Genomic DNA, 20145 nt, shown 5'->3' on the forward strand with positions numbered 1-20145 from the left:
AAAGGATTACACGGTGATGCGGGAGAGAATGCCTTCCATAAACTTTTTTGTGTTGATTTTGCCCTGCTCCTCGCGCGGGCTGCGGATGTGCTTCATTTCCTGCTGTACCTGGCGGAAATCGAACAGCAGTGCGGCATATTCCGTAAACACGCTGTCATAATAATCCGCGCAGCCGATTTGCGCGATGGTGGACAGCGATTTCTGGATGGTGCGGCGGATTCGCTGCTCCAGCGCGCGCTGTGCCGCGTCGCTGTCCTTGCCGCGCGACTGGCACACGGCGCTGTAGATTTCTTTTAACTGGTATGGTTCGCGCGATTCGCGCCTGTGTGCGATGATTTTGAGCAGTACCGCTTGAATATCCTCAATGCCCGCCGTGCCGATCAGGCCGAGATCGCGGAAAATATCGCTCAGCTGTGCTTCAATGGACAGCGGCTGGGGGTTCTGTGATTCATCCGGCACGGAGAGAACCGTACTGCGGATGGTGTTCATCGTCTGTTTGAGGTGGACAAGCTCCATCGCGGAGCGCAGCACGCTGACCACTTCGATGGCATTGATTGGCTTGTTGAGGAAGAACAGGATGCCCGCCTCATAGGCGCGGGAAATCATTTGTCGGTCACTGATCTGCGACAGCATGACACATTTTCCGGCAAAGCCGGAGGAAACCAGCTGGCGCACAATGGTGACGCCGCCGGTGACCGGCAGTACCATGTCGAGCAGGACGATGTCCGGTTGATAGAACAGAACTTCTCCCACCGCACTTTCGCCGCTGTGCAGGACACACACAACGCGTCCGAGTCCGTTGCTGCGGATGAGCAGCTCGAGCATTTTGCACACAGCGGGGTCGTCATCGATAATCAGGAAGGTTTTATCCATGTGTTACCGCCCCCTTTTCCCAGCTGTGCGCGAGCGGAAGCCGGATGGTGAATATCGTAGTTTCACCGGAGGTGACATCAATTGTGCCGCCCATCCGGTCAACCGCATTTTTGACATGGCACAGGCCGATCCCGCTGGCGGCTTCGCCGGTTTGGGGATCAAATTTGGTGGAGAAGCCCGGGTGGAACAGCAACGGGATGAGGTCTTCTTCAATGCCGCTGCCGTTGTCGGATACCGTCAGTGTCAATGTGTCTTCCGATGCCTCCGCATGAACGTCAATGTGCCCGTTTGTGCCGCAGGCATCGACAGAATTGGAAATCAGGTTGTTCAAAATGGTAAAAATACTAAAATATTGCTCAATTTCAGCATCGCCCGTGCAGGAAAAGGAGATGCTGATATTTTTGTCGGCCATTTCCTGCCCGCGCACCGTGTTGTCCTGTAAGATACGGAAGATATCGTGCAGATGCAGCGTGTGCTCATGCTCGATGTCATCCGTCAGTGTTTGCAGCCCGCTGATGACACGGTCACAGTCCTTTCGGATTTTGTGCGCGCGGTTGGACAGCGCGAGTGCGTTTTGTGAAACCTGCGGGTCTTCTGCAGTTTCATACATGGCATAGCCATCGCGCACCAGAGCCTCCAGGTCGTCTGAGGTCTGTGAAAGAAAAAACACCTCTGAATGGATGCTGGCAGCGAGCTGGTTCAGGCGCGCATAGCGCTTCTGATGCTCTTCCTGTACGATATAGAGTGTCTGGCGGGAGTAGAACACATGCATGACCCAGATGAGCAGCGCGCGCGTCAGTGCGGTCAGCAGGATCAGCTGTACGCCCCGGACTGACAGCTGCCGGAGCAGGAGAAGTTCGACGGTATTGCTGACTGCGTCGAAGCAGCACATCACTGCGATTTTGAACAGTGTTCTGGATTGCGGCAGCTGCATGAGGCGGGATACCTGCACGAGCACGGCAAAGACAAAATAAAAAGTAAAGGTGGAATACAGGCTCTGGAGGACGTTGCCGCCGGAGACGAGCACAAGCAGTGCGCGCAGGACAGCGGTCATCACACCGGAGGTAACGGTAAAGGCAAACGGGTGGATGTCTGTCCCGTGGAGCAGAACCAGCTCCAGACAGATCACGCCTGCCGATACAACAAACACGGAGTCGGGTGACGGACAGATATAGATCTGACCGAGTACTGCGACAATCAGCGCATACAGGACATAGAGTTTCCAATGGGATTTCATGGGGACAAGGGCTCCTTTGTGTGGGGAATTTTTCCTCAGTGTATCACATTTTCGCAGGAAGGTAAACGCATTTGCTTTCCTGAAGCAGGAAAGAAGCCGCACACATGTAGGAAAAATATGGGAATATTCTGCCATTTTTTAATTAGATATTGTCAAAGAAAGAAGTATGTGGTATCATTGTAATTCGACAGCAGGCCAGGAACGTGCCTGCTGCTCTGGAGAGCTTCAAGGGGAAACGTATTTCTCTCTGAACGCCGAAGGTGTAAGGCGGCAGATGCCGCCGATCTCTCAGGCAAAAGGACAGAGCACAATATCTTTGTCTTTTCTCCAAGAGTCGAAACAAATCGTTTCGACTTTTATTTTTTACAAAAATGGAGGAATGAAATCAAATGTTTGCACAGATCAATGAGGGAATCAAGATCATTGACGGCTGGGTGTGGGGACTTCCTCTGATCGTCCTCATCCTGGTGACCGGTATTTATCTGACCTGCCGTCTGGGCCTGCTTCAGATGCGGCATCTGCCGCGGGCGCTGCGGTATATGGTGAAAAACGAGGAAGGCGGCGAGGGTGAGGTCACGAGCTTCGGCGCGCTGTGTACCGCACTTTCTGCGACCATCGGCACCGGCAACATTGCCGGCGTTGCAACGGCGCTGGTAACCGGCGGCCCCGGCGCGCTGTTCTGGATGTGGCTGGCGGCGTTCTTCGGCATGGCAACCAAGTACGCCGAGGGTTTACTCGCGGTCTACTATCGCACGGTCGACAAAGACGGCCATGCACTCGGCGGCCCATTCTATTACATCGAACGCGGCATGGGCAAAAAATGGAAGTGGCTTGCGTGCCTGTTTGCCTTTTTCGGCATGTGTGTCGGTCTGTTTGGCATCGGTACGTTTACACAGGTCAACTCCATTGCAACTGCCGTAACCAATCTGTTTGACCCGAATGCGGTGCACACAGTTTCGCTGTTCGGCAACGACTACAGCTATGCGACGATTGTCGCAGGTGTGCTGCTGACCATCTGCGTGGCGCTGGTTCTGCTGGGCGGCATCCGCCGCATTGCGAGCGTATCGCAGGTTATTGTGCCGTTTATGGCGGTGCTGTACATCGTGTTCTGCCTGATTCTGCTTGTCTATAATTATAAGAGCATCCCGGGCGCACTGGTACAGATTGTCAAGGGTGCGTTCAACCCGGCAGCCGTTACCGGCGGCGCAGTCGGTTCGCTGACTGTTGCGATGCAGAAGGGCATTGCGCGCGGCATTTTCTCCAACGAGGCGGGCCTCGGCTCCGCGCCGATCGCGGCAGCTGCTGCACAGACAAAGGAGCCTGTCCGTCAGGGACTCGTTTCCATGACTGGCACGTTTATTGATACTATCATCATCTGCACCATGACCGGACTGACCATCGTTATCACCGGTGCATGGAATGTACCGGGTCTGGACGGCGCATTGGTCACGAGCTATGCGTTTGACAACGGCCTGCCGTTCCTGCCGGGCTGGGTGACCTCCGGTGTGCTCATGCTGTGCCTGGTATTCTTCGCCTTTACGACGATTCTGGGCTGGGATTATTACGGCGAACGCTGCCTCGAATACCTGTCTGGCGGCAGCAGGCGTTCGATTCTGGTTTATCGCTGGCTGTATATTCTTGCGGTATTTATTGGCCCTTACATGACGATTGAGGCGGTCTGGAACATTGCAGACATCTTCAACGGCCTGATGGCACTGCCGAACCTGATTGCACTGTTGTCGCTGAGTGGTGTTATTGTGCGCGAGACGCGCTCCTATTTCGACCGCCTGCGCAGTGGAGATCTGAACGAGCAGTCGCGCCGTGCGATGAACAAATAATATATAGAGAGCCGAAAGCAAACGGGCGGAACCTGCGGGTTCCGCCCGTTTTATATGCCTGCGTTATTGCTTTACTTGTTTCATCGACAGTCCGATGCGTTTTTTTGCGGGATCGACCGAGAGGACGACTGCCTTGACGACATCGCCCACACGGACCACATGCGACGGGTGCTTGACAAATTGATTGGAAAGCTGGGAGATGTGTACCAGTCCGTCCTCATGTACACCGATATCGACAAATGCGCCAAAATCACAGACATTGCGCACCGTACCGACCACTTCCATGCCGGGCTTGAGCTGTTCAAGCGTCATGACATCTGCGCTGCGCAGCAGCGGTGCGGGCAGCTCATCGCGCGGATCGCGCCCCGGTTTTTGCAGCTCGGCGGCGATGTCGGTCAGCGTCGGCACGCCGACACCACAGCGCTCCGCGAGCGTCGCTTTTCCTACTGATTTGATGCGTTTGCCGAGATCAGCCAGCCTGCGTGCACGCACATCGTCTTCTGTATAGCCACACAGCGTCAGCAGCAGCTTTGCCGCCGGATAAGACTCCGGATGGACTGCCGTGCTGTCGAGCATCTCTGCGCTCTCGGCAACACGCAGGAAACCTGCACACTGTTCAAATGCCTTCGGGCCGAGCTTGGCAACCTTGAGCAGCTGTTTGCGGGAGGAAAATGCGCCGTTTTCCTCGCGGTATGCGGCGATATTTTTGGCAATTGCGGGAGAGATGCCGGAAATATGCTCCAGAAGGGACGGGGAAGCCGTATTGAGATCAACGCCGACCGCATTGACACAGTCCTCTACTACGCCGTCGAGCGTCTGGGACAACCGCGCCTGCGGCATATCATGCTGATATTGTCCGATGCCGATGGCCTTCGGATCAATTTTGACCAGCTCTGCGAGCGGATCCTGTAGGCGGCGTGCAATGGACACCGCTGAGCGCAGGGAAACGTCGAAATCCGGAAATTCCTGTGCACCCAGCTTAGAGGCGGAATAGACCGATGCCCCCGCTTCGCTGACGACCATGTAGGAAATCGGCAAACCGCTTTCACGGATAAAATCGGTCAAAAACTGCTCAGATTCGCGGCTTGCCGTGCCGTTTCCAAGTGCGACACAGGTGACACCGTGCTTTTTGCAGAGCGCCGTCAGTTTCTTCATGGATTCTTCCGTCTTGTTGTGCGGCGGGGTGGGATAGATGACTGCGGTGTCGAGTACGGCACCGGTGGGATCGACAACGGCCAGCTTGCAGCCGGTGCGATAGGCGGGATCAAAGCCGAGCACGACTTTGTTCTTGATTGGCGGCTGCATGAGCAGCGGGCGGAGGTTGAGCGCGAAGGTCGCAATGGCCTTCTCATTTGCATCGTCTGTCAACTCCTTGCGCAGCTCGCGGCTGAGCGAGGGGAACAGCAGGCGCTTCCAGGCATCCGCGCACATGGCGGACAGCTCGGCTTCGTATGGATGCGGCTTGCGGTAGACCGCGCGTGCAATCAGCTGTTCGGCGGCGTCTTCGTCGCAGGTGATGTCGATTTTCAAAACTTTTTCCCGTTCACCGCGGTTGAGCGCCAGAATCTGGTGGCTTTGCAGACGGCGCACCGAGCTGCAGAAGCTGCTGTATTGCGCATAGACCGTATCCTGTGCATCCTTGCCTTCGGCGGTCAGTTCGCCGGTGGCGCGCAGCAGTGCGCGCAGATGGGCACGCAGAGCGGCATCCACCGAGCAGTCTTCTGCGAGGATGTCCAGCGCCCCGTCCAGTGCATCGCGTGCGGTATCCACACCGGATTCTGCATTGACATAAGGTGCGGTCAGCTGTTCGGCGGACAGGTCTGTGCCTTTTTTGAGCGCTTCTGCAAGTGGTTCGAGTCCTTTTTCGCGCGCAATGGATGCGCGGGTGCGGCGTTTGGGACGAAAGGGGAGGTATAAATCTTCCACTTCGGTCAATGTCGCCGCTTTTTCAATGGCGGTGCGCAATGCACCGGTCAGTTTGCCCTGCTCCTCGATGGCACGCAGGACATCCTCCTTGCGTGTTTCCAGCCCGCGCAGATATGCGAGGCGGTCGGCGAGCTGGCGGATGACCTGGTCATCCATTGTGCCGTGCATTTCCTTGCGGTAGCGCGCAATAAACGGCACGGTATTGCCCTCATCGAGCAGGGCAATGACATTTTGTACATGATTGACATTTAAATTCAGTTCCTGTGCAATTCGTTCGGGAATATTCATAGGGTGTCCTCTTCCGGCGGGGAATCAGAACAATCCTCCGCCTTTCGCAGAATAAATTTTGTTTTTCTAATGGAAATGGTAGGTTTTCTTTGGTAAAGTAGTTGATTTCCGCAATGGTTACTCTTTTTTTTGTTCCCTTGCGTGTGGAATTTGCCTATCGTCCGGCTGCTGCTTTTAGTATACTCAAATTTTGCGGGAAAGGGAACCCAAATCCGCATCAATGTAAATAAAATATCATATCTTCGGGGGAAACTAAGATGTTTGTAATAGATGGTTAAAATGTTTGTAAAATGCGTTGAATTTGCAAAAATGCAGTGATATACTGCGCTTGAATCGGTTCAGAATTGAAAAATGTGAGAAGAAAATCGAATTGTTTTTGGAACAGGAGTGACAGTTTTGAGCGTAAAGAAACAGATTGCCGCACTCGCGATGACTGGTGTCATGGCGGCAGGCTGTGCGGTTCCGTCCCTCGCGGCGGCAGCACCGGACGGACATACCAATGCAGCGGATACGGATGCGGGTGCAAATGGCGTATATGCACAGTGGCAGGAGCAGTGGGAGACCATAAAGAACGACTGGACTCAGGTATCCCTTTCTCCTGGTGCAGATCAGACAAAAATGAATTTTGCCTGGTACTCCAAGACACAGAACGTGGCATTCCGTGTTGCGGCTGATGAAGCGATGACGCAGTCCGTACAAGAAGTGACCATCGAGGGAACTGAGGGTCCGACGGATAAGGCGGGCACGCAGTATTATGTGTGCAAGGCGACGGCCTCTGACCTGACACCGGGCACCTATTATTACCAGATTGGCGATGCTGAGCCGGTGGCATTCGAGGTACAGGACAGCAGCGACGGATTTTCCTTTATCTATGTCGGCGATCCGCAGATCGGCTCGTCCAATGAGCTGAAGGGCACGGATACGGCGGAGTTCTATGAGGCACAGTCTGCATCTGTCTGCAACGACTCGTTCAACTGGAACAATACGCTGGAAAAGGCACTGGCACGCGACACGGATGCAAGCTTTGTCCTGTCCGCAGGTGACCAGATCCAGACGACCAAGAAAAAGGCACCGAACAAGGACGCAACCAACAGCGAAATCGAGTATACCGGTTATCTGTGCCCGGAAGTGCTGGATTCCACGCCGGTTGCCACAACGGTTGGCAACCATGATGCGGATAACCCGAATTATACCTATCATTTCAACACCGCAAACAACAGTGAGCTCGGCTCGAACGGCATTGCCGGCGGCGACTATTACTACACCTATGGCAATGCGCTGTTCCTCATGCTGAATACACAGAACACCAATGTTGCGGAGCACAAGCAGTTTATTGAGCAGGCTGTTGCGGCATGTCCGGATGCAAAGTGGCGCATTGTTACGCTCCATCAGGATATTTACGGTTCCGCAGAGCATTCCAATGAGCCGGAAATCACCAATCTGCGCTATCAGCTCGTCCCGTACTTCGAGGAAAATGACATTGACGTTGTCCTGACCGGTCATGACCACGCCTATTCCCGTTCTGAAATCCTCAAGGGCGGCGTGAAGACAACCGAGTATACCAACGATGAGTTCGGTGATATGCTGGATAAGGATATGGATGCGGGCGAAAATCCGGAAACGCGCACGGTTGCACCGGGCAATATCATCCCGACAACCACGGATCCGGCAGAGCAGGCATATCTTGCCTACCTCGATGCAGTCATGGACAAGGATGCTGTACAGGAAACCGAAGGCAATACGGCTGTCAATCCGGAAGGCATTCTGTATATGACGGCAAACTCCTCGTCCGGCAGTAAGTATTATGACCTTGTTCCGCGTATGCAGACCTATATTGCAAACCGCTGGCAGGAGGATGTTCCGACCTATTCGGTCATTGACATCGATGATGACAGCTTTACCATCAATACGTACCGCACCGATAACGACGAGGCAATTGACGACACGTTTACGATCGTCAAGACCGATGAGGATGCGATCCCGTTCACCGATGTCAGCAAGGATGCATGGTACTATGATGCCGTTGTAAATGCATACCAGAACAAGCTGTTCAGCGGTATGAGTGAGACCACCTTCGGTCCGGATATCACGATGTCCCGTGGAATGTTTGTACAGGTACTGTACAGCATGGCCGGCAAGCCGGAGGTCAGCGGCGAGATGGCATTCACCGATGTGAAGACGGATGACTGGTATTGTGATGCCGTCAAGTGGGCAGAGCAGAACGGCATTGCAGCCGGCACAGGCGACGGTAAATTCTCCCCGAATGCCAGCGTAACCCGTGAGCAGGCAGCTGCACTGATGAAGAAGGTTGCGGAGAAGATGGGCAAGGATACGTCTGCACGCGCAGACCTCAGCAAGTACACCGACGCAAACCGTGTATCTGACTGGGCGAAGGATGCTGTCAGCTGGGCGGCAGCCAGCGGCATTATGACTGGCACCGGCACGACTACGCTGTCGCCGCGGAGCAATGCGACGCGCGCACAGGTCGCACAGATTATGATGCGCTTTTGCGAAGCAGTAAAGTAAAATAACTCCTCTCTTACCGATAGATCAGAAAAAGCCGGAGAACTGCGGTTCTCCGGCAACTTTTTATGGAGCAAATATGAACAGTAGAAAAATACAAAAAGGATTTTGGAAGCGCCTGGCGGCGCTTGCCGTCATGGCCGTCGTTTGTATCGGGCTGTATACCGCTTCACTGGTGGACAGGCATCCGCTGATGGAGAACGAAGGGCGTGAATTTGTAAAGGCACGCGTGATCGAAGTCATCGAGGACAACCAGCAGTCAGGAGGCGTGTATATCGGCGATCAGACGGTTGAACTGGAACTTCTGTCGGGTGCGCATCAGGGAGAGCACATACAGGCGCAAAGCTCGTCCGCTTATCTGTACGGCACGCATTGTACGCCCAATCTGAAGGTTGTCGCCATTGTCAGTGAATCGGACGGTGAGCTCGTCGGATCGGTATACGGCTATTACCGTGAGCCCGCGCTGCTCGGCATGATTGCACTGTTTCTGCTGACGATTATTCTGATCGGCGGACGACGCGGCCTGTATTCCGTACTCGGACTGGCGTTTACGTTCCTGTGTATTTTCTGGTTTTTCCTGCCGATGGTCTATCGCGGCTATTCGCCGGTTATCGCGGCGATTGCTGTTGTCATTGCCACCACGCTGGTCACGATGTATCTGGTCGGCGGCTTTACAGTCAAGGCGACGGCATCTGTGCTCGGCACGGTGATGGGCGTGCTGGTAGCCGGTCTGCTGGCGTATCTCTTCGGCAAGCTTGCACGGGTCAGTGGGTACAATGTCTCCGATATCGAAAGCTTGATCTATATTCAGGAGCAGCTGGATATTCAGGTCGGACAGCTGATGTTTGCAGGCATCCTGATCGCCGCACTGGGAGCCGTCATGGATGTGAGTATGTCGATTGCGTCGACCTTACAGGAACTGCACGACAAAAACCCGCAGCTGGACACCAGGCAGCTGTTCCGCTCCGGCATGACGGTCGGACACGACATGATGGGTACGATGTCCAACACACTGATTCTGGCATTTACCGGCGGTTCCATCAACACAATTGTGCTGTTTTACGCCTATGGATATTCACGTATGCAGCTGATGAACATGTATGACATCGCCATTGAGATCATGCAGGGGATATCTGCGAGTATGGGTGTTGTGCTGACCGTTCCGTTTGTGTCGCTGATCGGTGCGTGGATGATTGTCCGGGCAGCGCGGAAAAGCAGCGCCGGGAATGGGAAAACACTGTAACAATTGCCCGAAACGTGGTATACTGTTATCAGTGAAAGGATGTGGACAGCCATGAATCCAACCTATGAAAAACTGATGAAATGCTATGACAGCCTGCGGACAGTGACGGACTTTCAGCCCCGGCTGGCACTGATGCTCGGCACAGGGCTGGGCAATTTTGCCGACCGCATCCGTGTGGTGCAGACGGTGGATTACAGTGCCATAGAGGGCTTCCCGACCTCGACGGTTGAAGGGCATAAGGGGCGCTATGTATTTGGCTATGTCGATGCAGTCCCTGTCGTTGTCATGCAGGGACGAGTGCATTACTATGAGGGCTATGACATCCCGGATGTCGTGCTGCCGATCCGCCTGATGAAGCTGATGGGAGCGGAAATCCTGATGGTGACCAATGCCTCCGGCGGAATCTGTGAGCACTTCCATGCGGGCGATCTGATGCTGATTTCCGACCAGATCTCCTCGTTTATTCCGTCACCACTGCGCGGTGCGAATATTGACGAGTTGGGGACGCGTTTCCCGGACATGACGGACGCCTATGATCCTGCCCTGCGCGCGATCATCCGCACGGTGGCGGTAAAGGAAGGCATTCCGCTTCAGGAGGGAGTGTATCTCCAGCTGCCAGGCCCCCAGTTTGAAACGCCTGCGGAGATCCGTATGGCACGCGCGCTCGGTGCAGATGCCGTCGGCATGAGCACGGCCTGCGAGGTCATTGCGGCGCGGCATATGGGCATGCGCGTGTGCGGCATTTCCTGTGTCTCCAACATGGCGGCGGGCATGACCGGCGGCCCGCTGCTGCACGAAGAGGTGCAGCAGAATGCAGATCTGGCTGCCCCGCGCTTTGAAGCGCTCGTCTGGAAATCCATTGTGGCGATTGCACAGAGTATATAAAAAGGGAAAGCGCATCTGTCCGGCCGGACAGATGCGCTTTTTTCGCGCGGGAGGGTTACCGCGCTGAGAAAGGGGGGCAAGGAACATATTGTTCCGGAGTAAACGATGTTATCTGGAAGAAACGGCTCTCCGAAGCTTGGCTCGAGTGGTAGCGGCAGTGCGCAGGAGGTTTCCTACGTTTTCCGCCTCGTCTGGAGACATGTTTTCCGTGAGTTGGGCACTGCATTTTCTGGAGAGTGAATCCAGTGCGAAAATCATGTTTGTAATTTCTTCCCGGTAAAAGCAGTCAAATACCTGCGACTGAACCTTTTGCTTGGCTGATGCAAGCGCCGTGCGCTTCATATAATCTTGATTGGAATTGGAAGCTTTTTTTATAATGCTGGCTTCCATTTCCGACAGGCATTGCAGGAGCATTTCAGATTCTGCCGGGGAAAGCGGAGCTTTCAATTGCAACATAAAAAACACCTCGATTCAGGAAAAAGTAAGACAGTGGTTCACCAACCATGCAAAGAAAAGGAGGGGGAGAGGAGAGCCTTTTCTTCGGGATTTACAGCGCATTTTTTCTTACCTAGATTGTAACATTACTCGAAAAGAAAAGCAATAATTTAACAGTTTTCATCCTGAACAAACTTTTTTTTGCACATTTGTTCAAAATGTTCAAAACATGTCTCAAAATAGACGGCAATATCATCAATTTAACCTGTGGGCAATGAGAGGGGAGACAGCGTTCCGGCGCGGCTTCACAGGTCGGAGGAAAAGGAGAGAAAAAACGTGAACTGGAGTGAGCAGAAAACGATATTTCTCGGTGACAGCATTACTGAGGGCTACGGCGTTTCCGATGGGGAATGCTGGGTGGACGCAATGCCCGGAAAGAACAGAAACCGCGGCATCAGCGGCGACACGACAGCGGGGATGCGCAGGCGGTTTTCCGCACATGTCCTGCGGGATGCGCCCGACCGTGTGGTCATCATGGGCGGCATCAATGATTTGAGCGAGGGCGGCACGCTGGCGGGCGTGGAGGAGAACTTATTTTACATGTATGAGCAGGCACAGCGCAGTGGCATTGTACTTGTGCCGGCGGTATGCGTGCAGCCGGATTTCAATGAATTGCTGAACAACGACTGGGCGGCGTTCCTTCCGGGACTGCATGGCCTGCCGGAAAAACTGGATGCGCTGGCGCAGTGGATTCGCGCCTATGCGCGCGATAACGGATGCATCTGTCTGGATTTTGCCCAGAAATTTCCGGAATATACACACGACGGCTATTGCCGGTATTTTTCTGACGGGGTACATCCCAACGCGCGCGGCCACGCAATTATGGCGGACATCGCGCGGAAGATCCTGTATCCGTGAGCAGCTGTACAATCATTTTACAAAGAGAGATGAAAATTTTACACAGAAGCGTGCAGGGAATTTACATCTCACTGATATGATACAGGCAGAGCAAAAGAGTGTTACGATACAAAAAAGGAGAATTTATCATGGAAAACACCCTTGATCGATATATCTGCTATGATGATGACGGTGAGATGAAGCTCAACCTGCCAACCACGCTGTTCGGGGGCTATGACCGCGATGAAACCTGTCGAATGGTGCGCCGTATGTCGGATTATTACCGCGGGCGCATCATGAATCTCATGGATCAGCTGTCGGAAAAGGACAGGGAAAATGAACGCCTGCGCAGCGGCGCAAAGGTATAATGAGTGTGTCTCACGGACATGACAAATGCAGACGGCAGAACGCATGGAGGAAACATTCCCTCTGTGCGTTTTTTTTGGACAAATACGCACATATGTCGAAAGACAGATTCTGAACGATTTGTAAAAAAACTGCGGCACATGAATAAATTGTAAAAATTAGCGCGGCGGCATTGTTTTTGAAAAAATCTGCGTGTAATATGAATTTGTACTGTATCTTGATGTAGTGATTTTTTGTGTCTATTTCCATGCAAAAACGCAAACAATAAAGCAAAACCATATAGGGAGTGAAGCGATGGAACGAAACAGAATCAAACAGGGTGTCATGGTTATCACCTATGCGGCACTGCTGGTGCTGTTTCTGGTATACTGTAAAGATATCCTGCATGGTGTGGCGGCGATTATTTCGCTGTTCGAGCCGTTTCTGATCGGCATTGCGATTGCATTTGTACTCAATCAACCGTATGGCTGGTTCAGGCGTATGTATACGGAAAAGCTGCATATGAAGGATAAGACGGCACATTATACCGCAGTCGCGTCCGCCTATCTTCTGGTTATCGCCATCCTGGCGGCAGTGATCGGCGTTGTGATTCCGCAGCTGGTCAGCAGCGTGCGTATGTTCGCAATGAATCTGGACAGCTATCTGGGAAATCTCCAGCAGGAGCTGAATGTGCTGGCGGGATACCTGCATATGGAAACGATTGACCTGAGCAGCATTGCGCAGCTGGTCAGTGACAGCATCGGCCAGATGGATGAAGTCGCGGGCGAAATTGTGCCGAAGGTTGTCTCTGCAACGGGAAGCATGGTCAGCTCGATTGCGAATCTGTTTATTGCGCTGGCATTTTCGGTTTATATGCTCGCCGGAAAGAAAAAAATCCTGTCGCAGTTTGACCGCATCCTGCGTGCTTACCTGCCGGAGCAGCATTACGATCATCTGCGCTATCTGATGGATGTCATCATTACTTCGTTTCAAAATTATATCATTGGACAGAGCACCGAAGCGGTCATTCTGGGCAGCCTGTGCTGTGTCGGAATGCTGATTTTGCGGTTGGATTATGCGGGCATGGTCAGTATGGTTGTGGGTGTGACGGCCCTCATCCCGATTCTCGGCGCATATATCGGCGGTGCAGTCGCTGTCATCCTGTTGTTCATGGTATCGCCGTTTAGGGCGCTGCTGTTCCTGATTTTCTTTGTCATTCTACAGCAGGTGGAAAATAATGTAATTTATCCGCGTGTGGTCGGTGGACGTCTCGGTCTGCCGGGCATCTGGGTGCTGTTGGCGATTACAGTCGGCGGAAAGCTCGGCGGCGTGATCGGCATGCTGTTTGGTGTCCCGACCACAACGGTGATTTATACGCTGGTAAAAAACAGCGTTCGCTCGCGTGAAAAAAGAAAGGAGCAATTGTCATGCAAGAAGTAAAAGATCCAAAAAAACCGCTCATATACTATTCGTTGATCGTCATTGCCATTTTAGGCGTGCTCAACGGGCTCATTATGCCGTATCTTGCGGAAAGCAGGGTGCAGGAGGTAGATTACAGCACCTTCCTCCAGATGGTGGAGGACAAAGAGGTGGGGAAAGTCAATGTTTCTTCCTCACAGATTACGTTTACCAATAAGGACGATACACAGTGTTACAAGACCGGTGTTATGAATGACCCGGATCTGGTCAACCGCCTCGATGAATCCGGCGCACAGTTTACGACGGATATCGTCAAGGAAATGTCGCCGATGATGAGCCTGTTGATCGGCTATGTCATCCCGATCGTGATATTTATTGCGCTCGGCAATTACATGATGAAGAAGATACAGCAGAAAAACAGCGGCGGCAATTCCATGATGTTCGGCATGGGCAAGAGCAACGCAAAAATCTATGTCAAGTCGACGACCGGTATCCATTTTGACGATGTCGCAGGCGAAGATGAGGCAAAGGAACTGTTGCAGGAGATTGTCGATTTCCTGCACAATCCGCAGAAATATACGGAAATCGGTGCGTCCATGCCGAAGGGCGCCCTGCTCGTCGGCCCTCCGGGCACCGGCAAGACACTGCTTGCCAAGGCGGTCGCCGGTGAGGCAGATGTGCCGTTTTTCTCCATTTCCGGTTCGGAATTTGTTGAAATGTTCGTCGGCATGGGTGCGGCAAAGGTGCGCGACCTGTTCAAGCAGGCAGCCGAAAAGGCACCGTGCATTGTCTTCATTGACGAAATTGACGCAATTGGCAAAAAGCGTGACGGACAGATCGGCGGAAACGATGAGCGTGAACAGACGCTCAATCAGCTGCTGACCGAAATGGACGGCTTCGACGGCTCGAAGGGCGTTGTCATTCTCGCGGCAACCAACCGTCCGGAGTCGCTCGACCCGGCGTTGCTGCGACCGGGACGCTTTGACCGTCGTGTACCGGTTGAACTGCCGGATCTCAAAGGACGTGAGGAAATTCTCAAGGTACACGCGAGAAAAATCCGCACGTCTCCCAACATTGATTTCAATGCGGTGGCGCGTGCGGCATCCGGTGCCTCCGGCGCGGAGCTGGCAAATATCGTCAACGAGGCGGCGCTGCGCGCCGTGCGCGACGGCAGAAAAATGGCGTCGCAGGCAGATCTGGAAGAGAGCGTCGAGGTCGTTATCGCGGGTTATCAGAAGAAAAACCGCGTGCTTTCCAACAAGGAAAAGCTGATTGTATCGTATCATGAGATCGGACATGCGCTGGTTGCGGCCAAGCAGACCGACTCTGCCCCGGTACATAAGATCACAATCATTCCGCGCACTTCCGGCGCATTGGGCTATACGATGCAGGTCGAGCAGGATGAGCATTTCCTGATGAGCAAGCCGGAGATCGAGAATAAGATTGCGACGTTTACCGGTGGCCGCGCGGCGGAGGAATTGGTGTTTGACAGCGTCACAACGGGCGCCTCCAACGACATCGAGCAGGCGACCAAGCTGGCGCGCGCAATGATAACACGCTTTGGCATGAGCGATGAGTTCGGCATGGTTGCGATGGAAACCGTCAACAACCAGTATCTCGGCGGAGATACCTCGCTGGCATGCTCGGCAGAGACACAGACGATGATTGACAAAAAGGTCGTCGAGATTGTCCGCGAGCAGCATGACAAGGCGAAGCAGATTCTGCGGGACAATATGGGCAAGCTGCATGAGCTGTCTAAGTTCCTGTATGAAAACGAAACCATCACCGGAGAGGAGTTTATGCGCATCCTCGAAGGCGACAACTGGGCTGGCAGCTTCTGATATTTCTTTTAAGATGTGATAAAACAAGGCAGCGCCGCAGGGAGGAAAATCTCTGCGGCGCTGTTTTTGCGGTTATTTGTGTGTAAACGGCATCGTTCAGACAAAGGTAAGCTCATAGATATTCAAGTGCAGGCGTTTCCCGAATTTCGTGCCCGCATTGCGGATCTGTCCGCAATAGGAAAAGCCGAGCGTTTCATGCAGATGGATGCTGGCAGCGTTGTCGCTGGTGATAAGCGAAACGACGGTTTCGATGTCGTCGCGCTGCCGGGCATAGCGGAGCACGGCCTGCATCAGCTGCTCACCGATGTGCTGACCGCGGAAATCCGGGTGCAGATAAATCGAAAGCTCCACTGTTTGATTAAACGCAGCGCGCTCACGGTAACGGGAGAGCGAGACATAGCCCGCAATTTCTTTGCCGTCTGTCTCATATACCAACAATAGATAGCGTCCCTGATGTGCATCAAACCACGCACGGCGGTCGGCATCATCCTTCGGTTCGAGGTCAAAGGTTGCAGTCGTGTTGATGACAGCATCGTTGTAAATCGCTTTCAGCCGGTCGAGATCACATGCCTTTGCGCGGCGGATTGTGCCCATCAGTGGCACAGCCGGGGCTCATAGCCCAGTTCGCGCAGCATTGCCATATCGGTTTCGATTGTAATGCCGGAGGTGGTCAGCATGTCGCCGGAAATTGCCGCGTTTGCACCGGAACAGAAGCAGGCGCGGCCTTTGTCAGGCAGAAGACCGCGTCCGCCTGCCAAACGGATGGATGCGTCCGGGATCAGAAAACGGAACACGGCGACAATCCGGCACATGTCATCATTTGTCAGCCTTGGCAGTGTTTCATACGGTGTGCCGGGGATCGGGTTGAGCATGTTGACCGGAATGGAATGTACGCCCAGCTCACGCAGCTGGAGCACCATGTCGATGCGGTCTTCCATGGTTTCCCCCATGCCGACAATGCCGCCGGAGCAGACGCTCAGACCGGCTGCCTGTGCCGCACGGATTGCCGCACATTTTTCATCAAAGGTATGTGTTGTGCACACGCTGGGGAAAAACCGGCGGGAGCTTTCCAGATTGTTGTGTACGCGCGTCGCACCGGCTTCTTTCAGTTTGCGGTAGGATGCTTCGTCCAGCAGGCCGTTGGAAATACAGACCGCAATGCCGGTCTGCGCACGCACAGCGCGGATGCTGGCGCATTCCTGCTCAACCTCCGCCGGGGTCAGACGTTTGCCGGAGGTGACGAGAGAAAAGCGCAGTACACCCCGTTCATCATCGTGCTTTGCCTGCGTAACAATCGTATCGGTATCCAGCATTGGGTATTCCTCTGCGCCGGTGTGATAGTGCGCGGACTGTGCACAGAATTTGCAGTTTTCCGAGCATTTTCCACTTTTTGCATTGATAATTGTGCAGATATCAAACCCGTTCCCGCAAAAATGACTGCGCAGTGCATCTGCTGCCGTGCACAGCTCTGCGAGCGGCAGTTCGGCAAGTTCCAGTGCCTGCGCACGGCTGATGGTACCGCCCTGCCTGACATATTCTGTATATTCCTGTATGGTCATGGATCTGTTCCTCCTGTATTGTGTTCTGTCATATTGACACCTGCTCTATTGTACAGCAAATCACTAGGAATGTAAACTGAAAAAATAAAATGGTTGACAAACGCCCGCATAAAAATTTTTAACTGGCAGGATTGGGATTGGTCATTTTACCGGTATTTTTTCTGCTTCGATAGAAGCATATTGAAAAGTAGAATAGAAACACACGAAAGAAGTATGAACAGAGAAAAAATGTGCGTGTACACGTGGATTTCAGTAAATGGAGCGGAAAATGTGCGGGAGGGAATACGGTACAAAAGGTGGAAAAAAGAAGTATGAACTGCAAAAAATGTTGCGAAATCACACGGTATTTTGTGAAAAAAGCTGATTGCATCCCGGAGAAAAATCGCATACAATACATACAACAGATGAATTGAATCACAGACATTACAATGGCGTAATCAGATCCTTCGGGCGAGGGGTATGATTGCGCTTTTTTGTCGTTTTACGGAAAAGGAGCTTGTTGTTATGACGATCAACAAAAAAATGGCTGTACCGTTTCAGACTATGCTGAGAGATGTCCTGAACGAGTACATTGCAAATGGTGAGCTGAAGAAGGCCGCCAAATCCAGCTCGATGGCAATGCGTATGGTAGCGGCATATGTCCGCGGCGCACGTATCTTTGAAATCGATCCGACTTATCCGGAAATGGGTGAGCTGGACGGTGAGGTATTCCGCATGAGTGATGGCCCGTCCCTGATGACGGAGACCGATGACTATATTAAGGCATGGTTTCTGATGGAACTGATTTCCCGCGAGTTCGGCATTGAGGGCGCTGACCGCATTGAAATGCATATCAATGTGTCAAGCGAAAAGGCAAAGGCATATCCGCGTCTGATGCAGGAACTGGTCGATGCCATGAGCAATGCCTCCAAAACACATACCTGGAAGAAGTGCCGCTGTGTTGCACTGGATCATCTGGACTGGTTCGAGCATGTCGATCCGATTTTCATTTACTCTCTGACCAATCTCGACGGCTCGGTTCAGCGCCTGAGCACCCCGGCATAAAATGTTCTCCTGCGATACCTGTGACATAGTATTATTTTCCCCAAAAAGGACGCGGCCTGTGGGCTGCGTCCTTTTGCTGTCTTATTCTGCTGTGTTGTACTCATCCAGAAAGGTATGGCGTTCCGTTCCCTTATGCCAGCCGAGGATATCATCCACGTTGACATTTTTCACGCTGTTGAAAATATTTTTGGCAACCTGATCGTTGTCCTGTTCCAGTCGGGCAATGATCTGCTTGACCTCATAGCGCTTGGACGATTCGGGGCTGTTTTCCCGGCGGGCCTTGGCGGCAAATTCGCATGAGCAGGCGAGGAATGTCAGCCCGCAGGCATCGCGCCAGGCGAGGATATCGCGTTCACGCACGAGATACAGCGGGCGGATGACCTGCATGCCGGGGTAATTTTTGGCGTGCAGCTTGGGCAGCATGGTCTGCACCTGGCCGCCGTACAGCATGGAGAGCAGCGTGGTCTCGACCACATCGTCGAAGTGGTGGCCGAGTGCGATTTTGTTGCAGCCCAACTCCAGCGCCTTTTCATATAGGCTGCCACGCCGCAGGCGCGCGCACAGAAAACAGGGATTGTCGGTCTCCTGATTGACCGTCTCGAACAGGCGGGTGCTGTACCACTGCGTCTCCAGCCCGAGAGCCTGTATATTCTGCTCGATCTGCGCACGGCTCTCCGGTGTATATCCGGGGTCCATAGACAGTCCGGTCAGCGTGAACGGGATGTCGGATATTTTTTGCAGCATGGTCAGTGCACAGGCGAGCAGCATGGAGTCCTTGCCGCCTGAGATGCAGACAGCAATGTGGTCGCCCGGCTGGATCAGCTCATATTCCCGGATTGCTTTCCGGATGGGCTTATAGATTTTTCGGCTGAATGTTGTAGTAATCGCCCTCTGGGCGGGATTTGGTGCGGACATAAAAACAACCTCCCCAGTACATGCCTGAGGGTATCATAGCATGGAACGGGGAGGTGCGTCAAATATCAGAGCTTTTCAAATTTGCTGGCGGGCTGCTTGCAGACCGGGCAGCGGAAATCATCGGGCAGGGTGTCAGATTTGTGGACATAACCGCAGATGGTGCAGCGGTAGCCGTAATGCTCGTCCAGCGTGCGGTAAACCGGCGCATTGGCAGGAATGACCTTGCCGGCGTTCTTGAACATTTCAACGGTGAGCACGGCGCCGGGCAGAAGTACCTCAGCCTCAGTGACTTCCGCGATAAACATGACGTGGGAGCCGAGATCGACCTGTTGGGTGACGCGGAAGCTCATGCGTACTGCCATGCCTTCGGTGATGTACGGGCAGCCGGCTTCGTCGGTCTTGGTGTCATATTCTGCAAATTTGTCGGTGACGCGGCCGGATTTGTAGCCGAACAGCTTGATGATCGCTTCCGGGCAGTCTGCTGCAGCGACGGTGGCACAGAACGCGCCGGTCTGCTCGACAGCGGCTTCGGTCACATTGTATTTGTTGAGAGTCACGGCGAATTTCGCCGGCATGGAGGATGTGAGCTGCTGGAGCGAGTTGACTGCGCAGCCACGGAATGCGCCGTCGAGGCAGCTGCCGATGATGGCGATGGAATACGAAATGCTGTCAAAAGCTTTTCTGTCTAACATGTGGAGCCCTCCCTAAAATAAGAATCATTATTATTATAATACGGTAAAATCATCTGTTTGTCTACCATAAAATGTTACAAAAAGAAAGTGGAAATTTTGGACATCCTGTTCGGCATTTACGCACATTGACAGGAAAACGACGGCATGGTATACTGAGCCAGAACCGACCGGTCGGTCGGAAAAGA

The 20145-nt window shown here is 53.3% G+C and carries 17 protein-coding genes and 1 riboswitch; of the genes, 9 read left to right on the forward strand and 8 right to left on the reverse strand.

The genetic code is table 11. The features are described 5' to 3' along the window. Positions 1 to 6: 6 nt before the first annotated feature. Together CBW42_RS01880 and CBW42_RS01885 are read right to left on the reverse strand one after the other, a co-directional pair. Complete coding sequence (locus tag CBW42_RS01880; protein ID WP_087017191.1) at positions 7 to 873, reverse strand: response regulator; 867 nt, start codon at positions 871 to 873, stop codon at positions 7 to 9. Further along, a complete protein-coding gene (locus tag CBW42_RS01885) occupies positions 866 to 2110 on the reverse strand; it encodes a sensor histidine kinase (protein ID WP_165761011.1) in 1245 nt (414 codons plus the stop codon). Before CBW42_RS01885 ends, CBW42_RS01880 begins: the two co-directional genes overlap by 8 nt. Before the next feature lie 205 nt (positions 2111 to 2315). After that, positions 2316 to 2424: riboswitch (glycine riboswitch) on the forward strand. A 75-nt stretch (positions 2425 to 2499) separates the two neighbouring features. Here CBW42_RS01885 and CBW42_RS01890 point away from each other — a divergent pair. Continuing rightward, positions 2500 to 3948, forward strand: coding sequence for an alanine/glycine:cation symporter family protein (locus CBW42_RS01890; RefSeq protein ID WP_087017194.1), 1449 nt, complete (start codon positions 2500 to 2502; stop codon positions 3946 to 3948). A 63-nt stretch (positions 3949 to 4011) separates the two neighbouring features. Here CBW42_RS01890 and CBW42_RS01895 read toward each other — a convergent pair whose 3' ends face one another. After that, on the reverse strand, positions 4012 to 6162 hold the full coding sequence (locus CBW42_RS01895) for a Tex family protein (protein WP_087017195.1): 2151 nt from the start codon (positions 6160 to 6162) through the stop codon (positions 4012 to 4014). A 396-nt stretch (positions 6163 to 6558) separates the two neighbouring features. Here CBW42_RS01895 and CBW42_RS01900 point away from each other — a divergent pair, with 396 nt between their 5' ends. From CBW42_RS01900 to CBW42_RS01910, 3 genes are all read left to right on the forward strand, one after another. Continuing rightward, positions 6559 to 8688, forward strand: a complete 2130-nt coding sequence (locus tag CBW42_RS01900; RefSeq protein ID WP_087017198.1) for an S-layer homology domain-containing protein — start codon at positions 6559 to 6561, stop codon at positions 8686 to 8688. Positions 8689 to 8764: 76 nt separating this feature from the next. Further along, positions 8765 to 9928 carry a YibE/F family protein gene (locus CBW42_RS01905; RefSeq protein ID WP_087017199.1) on the forward strand — a complete coding sequence of 388 codons (1164 nt, stop codon included), beginning with the start codon at positions 8765 to 8767 and terminating at the stop codon, positions 9926 to 9928. 51 nt (positions 9929 to 9979) lie between these two features. Beyond that, on the forward strand, positions 9980 to 10813 hold the full coding sequence (locus CBW42_RS01910; RefSeq protein WP_087017201.1) for a purine-nucleoside phosphorylase: 834 nt from the start codon (positions 9980 to 9982) through the stop codon (positions 10811 to 10813). 108 nt (positions 10814 to 10921) lie between these two features. Here CBW42_RS01910 and CBW42_RS01915 read toward each other — a convergent pair whose 3' ends face one another. Beyond that, positions 10922 to 11269, reverse strand: coding sequence for a hypothetical protein (locus CBW42_RS01915; RefSeq protein ID WP_087017203.1), 348 nt, complete (start codon positions 11267 to 11269; stop codon positions 10922 to 10924). A 315-nt stretch (positions 11270 to 11584) separates the two neighbouring features. On the opposite strand from CBW42_RS01915, the gene CBW42_RS01920 reads away from it, so the two are divergent. The 4 genes from CBW42_RS01920 to ftsH all read left to right on the forward strand — a co-directional run bounded on the left by CBW42_RS01920 (position 11585) and on the right by ftsH (position 15750). Beyond that, positions 11585 to 12166, forward strand: a complete 582-nt coding sequence (locus CBW42_RS01920) for a GDSL-type esterase/lipase family protein (RefSeq protein WP_165761012.1) — start codon at positions 11585 to 11587, stop codon at positions 12164 to 12166. 128 nt (positions 12167 to 12294) lie between these two features. Next, on the forward strand, positions 12295 to 12513 hold the full coding sequence (locus CBW42_RS01925; RefSeq protein ID WP_087017207.1) for a hypothetical protein: 219 nt from the start codon (positions 12295 to 12297) through the stop codon (positions 12511 to 12513). Positions 12514 to 12805: 292 nt separating this feature from the next. Further along, a complete protein-coding gene (locus CBW42_RS01930) occupies positions 12806 to 13930 on the forward strand; it encodes an AI-2E family transporter (protein WP_087017209.1) in 1125 nt (374 codons plus the stop codon). Next, positions 13918 to 15750 carry an ATP-dependent zinc metalloprotease FtsH gene (gene ftsH, locus CBW42_RS01935; RefSeq protein ID WP_087017211.1) on the forward strand — a complete coding sequence of 611 codons (1833 nt, stop codon included), beginning with the start codon at positions 13918 to 13920 and terminating at the stop codon, positions 15748 to 15750. Before CBW42_RS01930 ends, ftsH begins: the two co-directional genes overlap by 13 nt. Positions 15751 to 15846: 96 nt before the next feature. On the opposite strand, the gene CBW42_RS01940 is transcribed toward ftsH, so the two are convergent. Next, positions 15847 to 16344: a GNAT family N-acetyltransferase gene (locus CBW42_RS01940; RefSeq protein ID WP_087017213.1), complete on the reverse strand. Its 498-nt coding sequence runs from the start codon at positions 16342 to 16344 to the stop codon at positions 15847 to 15849. Then, complete coding sequence (gene bioB / locus CBW42_RS01945) at positions 16344 to 17309, reverse strand: biotin synthase BioB (protein WP_087017215.1); 966 nt, start codon at positions 17307 to 17309, stop codon at positions 16344 to 16346. The genes CBW42_RS01940 and bioB overlap by 1 nt, the downstream gene beginning before the upstream one ends. 504 nt (positions 17310 to 17813) lie before the next feature. Between bioB and CBW42_RS01950 the strand changes: the two genes are divergently transcribed. Beyond that, on the forward strand, positions 17814 to 18353 hold the full coding sequence (locus CBW42_RS01950; protein ID WP_087017217.1) for a hypothetical protein: 540 nt from the start codon (positions 17814 to 17816) through the stop codon (positions 18351 to 18353). Between the two features lie 81 nt (positions 18354 to 18434). On the opposite strand, the gene CBW42_RS01955 is transcribed toward CBW42_RS01950, so the two are convergent. Continuing rightward, complete coding sequence (locus CBW42_RS01955) at positions 18435 to 19268, reverse strand: tRNA 2-thiocytidine biosynthesis TtcA family protein (RefSeq protein ID WP_087017219.1); 834 nt, start codon at positions 19266 to 19268, stop codon at positions 18435 to 18437. 65 nt (positions 19269 to 19333) lie between these two features. Then, complete coding sequence (locus CBW42_RS01960; protein WP_087017222.1) at positions 19334 to 19960, reverse strand: flavin reductase; 627 nt, start codon at positions 19958 to 19960, stop codon at positions 19334 to 19336. Positions 19961 to 20145 lie beyond the last annotated feature (185 nt).

This window comes from Butyricicoccus porcorum (genome assembly GCF_002157465.1).
Taxonomy (GTDB): domain Bacteria; phylum Bacillota; class Clostridia; order Oscillospirales; family Butyricicoccaceae; genus Butyricicoccus_A; species Butyricicoccus_A porcorum.